General features: G+C 69.1%; 2 protein-coding genes and 1 pseudogene. All 3 read right to left on the bottom strand.

From position 1 onward, the window contains the following. Positions 1-54: 54 nt before the first annotated feature. Positions 55-939: a hypothetical protein gene (locus RDU12_RS14300; protein ID WP_308685296.1), complete on the bottom strand. Its 885-nt coding sequence runs from the start codon at positions 937-939 to the stop codon at positions 55-57. Between the two features lie 198 nt (positions 940-1,137). Further along, positions 1,138-2,640: a CoA-acylating methylmalonate-semialdehyde dehydrogenase gene (locus RDU12_RS14295; protein WP_300292602.1), complete on the bottom strand. Its 1,503-nt coding sequence runs from the start codon at positions 2,638-2,640 to the stop codon at positions 1,138-1,140. An 87-nt stretch (positions 2,641-2,727) separates the two neighbouring features. After that, positions 2,728-3,161 (bottom strand): annotated as a pseudogene (locus RDU12_RS14290) (alpha/beta hydrolase); the annotation flags it as partial.

Below are 3,161 nucleotides of genomic sequence, written 5' to 3'. Positions count from 1 at the left end.
CCGCGACAAAATCGTCGACATCCGCGACATCCGCGACACCGAACCGTCCGAACCTCAGAAGAAAGTCGTGTCGTCCTGCTTTTTCGCCTCGGGAGCCTTGCGTGGCGCCGGGGGCGTGGCCGGGCGAGCCGGCGGGGTGGTCGGCGCAGGCGCTGCGTCCGCATCCGGGACCGGCTCTCCCTCCCCCGGGGCGAGGGGCGGCAGGGTCGGATAGGGCAGGCTCTGGGGACCGCCGTCGTTCGGAGCCGCCGCCGGCGGCGCGACCTCGGCCCCCGCCGTGGGCGAGCCGATCCGGTCGGGCGCGTTCAGATCGTCGCGCACGAAGGCCCAGGACCGGCTGTCGGAACAGGCGCAGGCTTTCATATAGCCCTCGCGATCGCGCCAGATGACCAGCGGATAGCTGATCCCGAGCCCTTCCCCTGCCAGCGCCTCGGTCAACCGCTCGATGAAATCGCGCCCGGCCTCGACCACGGCGCCCCGCGCCAGGCTGCCGTCGGCGGCCGGAATGCCCGCCGCGGTCCAGTTGTTCGACGGCGTGGCGGTCCAGCGCTGGTAGAGGGTCCAGTCGCGCGTCAGCCACAGCTCGGCCACGGTGGCCCGTTCCGCCGCCGTCGACTGCGCCAGCCCTTCCCGCTCGGGGCGCGCGAAGACGATGATCCGCACCTCGAGGCCGGCGGCGCGCAACTTCGGCGCCTCCTCTCGCTCGTAGCGCTGCATGGCCGCCGAGTCGCGATAGCCGATGATGTACAGGGGCTCGCCCCCGCCGCCGGCGGACAGCCACGACGCCTCATCCAGCATCTGCTGGATGGCGGCCTGGTTGCGGGTCACGGTCACCGGCTGGAAACGGGCGTAGTAGTGCTGATAGGCCCAGAATCCGCCGATCGCGAGGATCAGGCCGATCAGGGCCGCGAGGGCCGACCAGACGAAAAAGCGACGCATGCGGGGGAACGCTCCAGCTTCACTATGGCCGGCAGGTTAGCCCCTGCCGGCGCTTTGCGCACCCCCGGACGCCGGGGAGGCGAGCCCGACCATTTTTGCTTCAGGTCGAATCGACCTGAATCCAAAAAATGGTCCAGGATCAATGCTGGAGCGAAATCTGAGCCGAGTTGGACTGCGTCCAACTCAACCGATTTCGCTCTAGCCCATCGTCGGAATGACGAAGCTGGAATCCGAGTGCTCCAGCTCGCTGTCGGGCCAGCGGGCGGTGACGGTCTTGACCTTGGTCCAGAACTTCACCCCCTCCATGCCGTGCTGGTTGGTGTCGCCGAAGGCCGAGCGCTTCCAGCCGCCGAAGGTGTGATAGGCGACCGGCACCGGGATCGGCACGTTGATCCCGACCATGCCGACATTGACCCGGGCGGCGAAGTCGCGGGCCGCGCGGCCGTTCTGGGTGAAGATGGCGACGCCGTTGCCGTACTGGTGCTTCGACGGCAGGGCCAGGGCCTCCTCGAACGAGGCGGCGCGGACGATCTGCAGCACCGGGCCGAAGATCTCCTCCTTGTAGGACTCCATCTCGGGCGTGACGTGGTCGAACAGCGACGGGCCGATGAAATAGCCCTTCTCGTGCCCCTGCAGGGAGTAGCCGCGGCCGTCGACGACCAGTTCGGCGCCTTCCTGGACGCCCTTCTCGATCCAGCCCTCGACCCGCGCCTTGTGCTGGGCGGTGACCACCGGGCCGTAGTGGGCCCCGGCGTCGGTCGAGACGCCGAGCCGCATCGACGGGATTTCGGCGACCATCCGCTCGCGCAGTTCGTCGGCGGTCTTCTTGCCGACCGGCACCACCACCGGCAGGGCCATGCAGCGTTCGCCGGCCGAGCCGTAGGCGGCGCCCGACAGGTCCTTGATCACCTGGTCCATGTCGGCGTCGGGCAGGACGATGCCGTGGTTCTTGGCCCCGCCCATGGCCTGGACGCGTTTCCCGTGCGCCGCGCCGGTCTGGTAGACATAGTTGGCGATGTCGGACGAGCCGACGAAGCTGATCGCGTGAACCTGCGGGTGGGTCAGGATGGCGTCGACCGCCGCCTTGTCGCCGTGGACGACGTTGAGCACCCCGGCCGGGGCCCCGGCCTCCATCATCAGCTCGGCCAGACGCACCGGCACCGACGGATCACGCTCGGACGGCTTGAGGATGAAGGTGTTGCCGACGGCGATGGCCACGCCGAACATCCACATCGGGATCATGGCCGGGAAGTTGAACGGGGTGATGCCCGCGACCACGCCCAGCGGCTGGCGCATCGAATAGACGTCGATGCCGGGACCGGCGCCCCAGGTGTATTCGCCCTTCAGCGCGTGCGGGATGCCGCAGGCGAATTCGATGACTTCCAGACCGCGCTGGATGTCGCCTTTGGAGTCGGCGACGACCTTGCCGTGTTCCGAGCTGAGCAGCTCGGCCAGCTCGGTCATATTGGCCTCGACCAGCCGCTTGAACTCGAACATCACCCGCGCGCGGCGCTGGGGGTTGACCGTGGACCAGCCCTCGAAGGCGTTCTGGGCCGCCTGGACGGCGCGGTCCATCTCGGCGACCGAGGCCAGCTGCACCCGCGCCTGCACCTCGCCGATGTTCGGGTCGAAGACGTCGGAGAAGCGGCCCGAAGAGCCGGTGAACGAGGCGCCGTCGATGAAATGGTTGATGTCGCGCATGACTGAGCGTTTCCCTGAAGTGTCGGCTTGTCTGGTTGGCGGCGGTTTAGCCCGCGCGCCGCCTTCGCGCCAGTACCGGTCGGGGCGTCAGACCGCCGCGTCGAAGAGGGCGTCACGGGCGACGTCGGCCTTGAGCATCGGGAAGAAATGCGTGCCGCCATGGACCGTCTCGACGGTGACGTGGGGCAGGCCGCGGGGCTGCTCCGGCACGTGGCAGGTCGACCCGGCCTCGGCCTTGAGGATGCGCACCGGCCGGTCCAGCCGCTTCAGCGCCCGCCACGGATCGTGGCTCTGCGCCGCATAGTTCGACGCCTCCCATTCCGGCGGGCAGGCCAGGGTCACGCCTTCGCCGGACTCGATCAGCCCGTCGGCCAGATAGTCGGCCAGCATCATCTCCGGCCAGCCGCGAAAGGCGCCCCGTCCCGCGTAGGCCGCCAGGGCCTGGTCGCGGCTGTCGAACACGGCGCGGCGTCGGCGGGCGCTCTTCACCAGAGGAATGCGCGAGGCGATCCGGTCCAGCA

It is taken from the genome of Brevundimonas sp. (assembly GCF_031082345.1).
GTDB lineage: Bacteria > Pseudomonadota > Alphaproteobacteria > Caulobacterales > Caulobacteraceae > Brevundimonas.
The sequence above is the reverse complement of the archived record's forward strand: the minus strand, read 5'-3'. Positions and strand labels throughout refer to the sequence as shown.

What these genes read in the sequence shown, in the direction of transcription:
- RDU12_RS14300 (WP_308685296.1), bottom strand. Translation starts at nt 939, where the DNA reads ATGCGTCGCTTTTTCGTCTGGTCGGCCCTCGCGGCCCTGATCGGCCTG.
- RDU12_RS14295 (WP_300292602.1), bottom strand. Translation starts at nt 2,640, where the DNA reads ATGCGCGACATCAACCATTTCATCGACGGCGCCTCGTTCACCGGCTCT.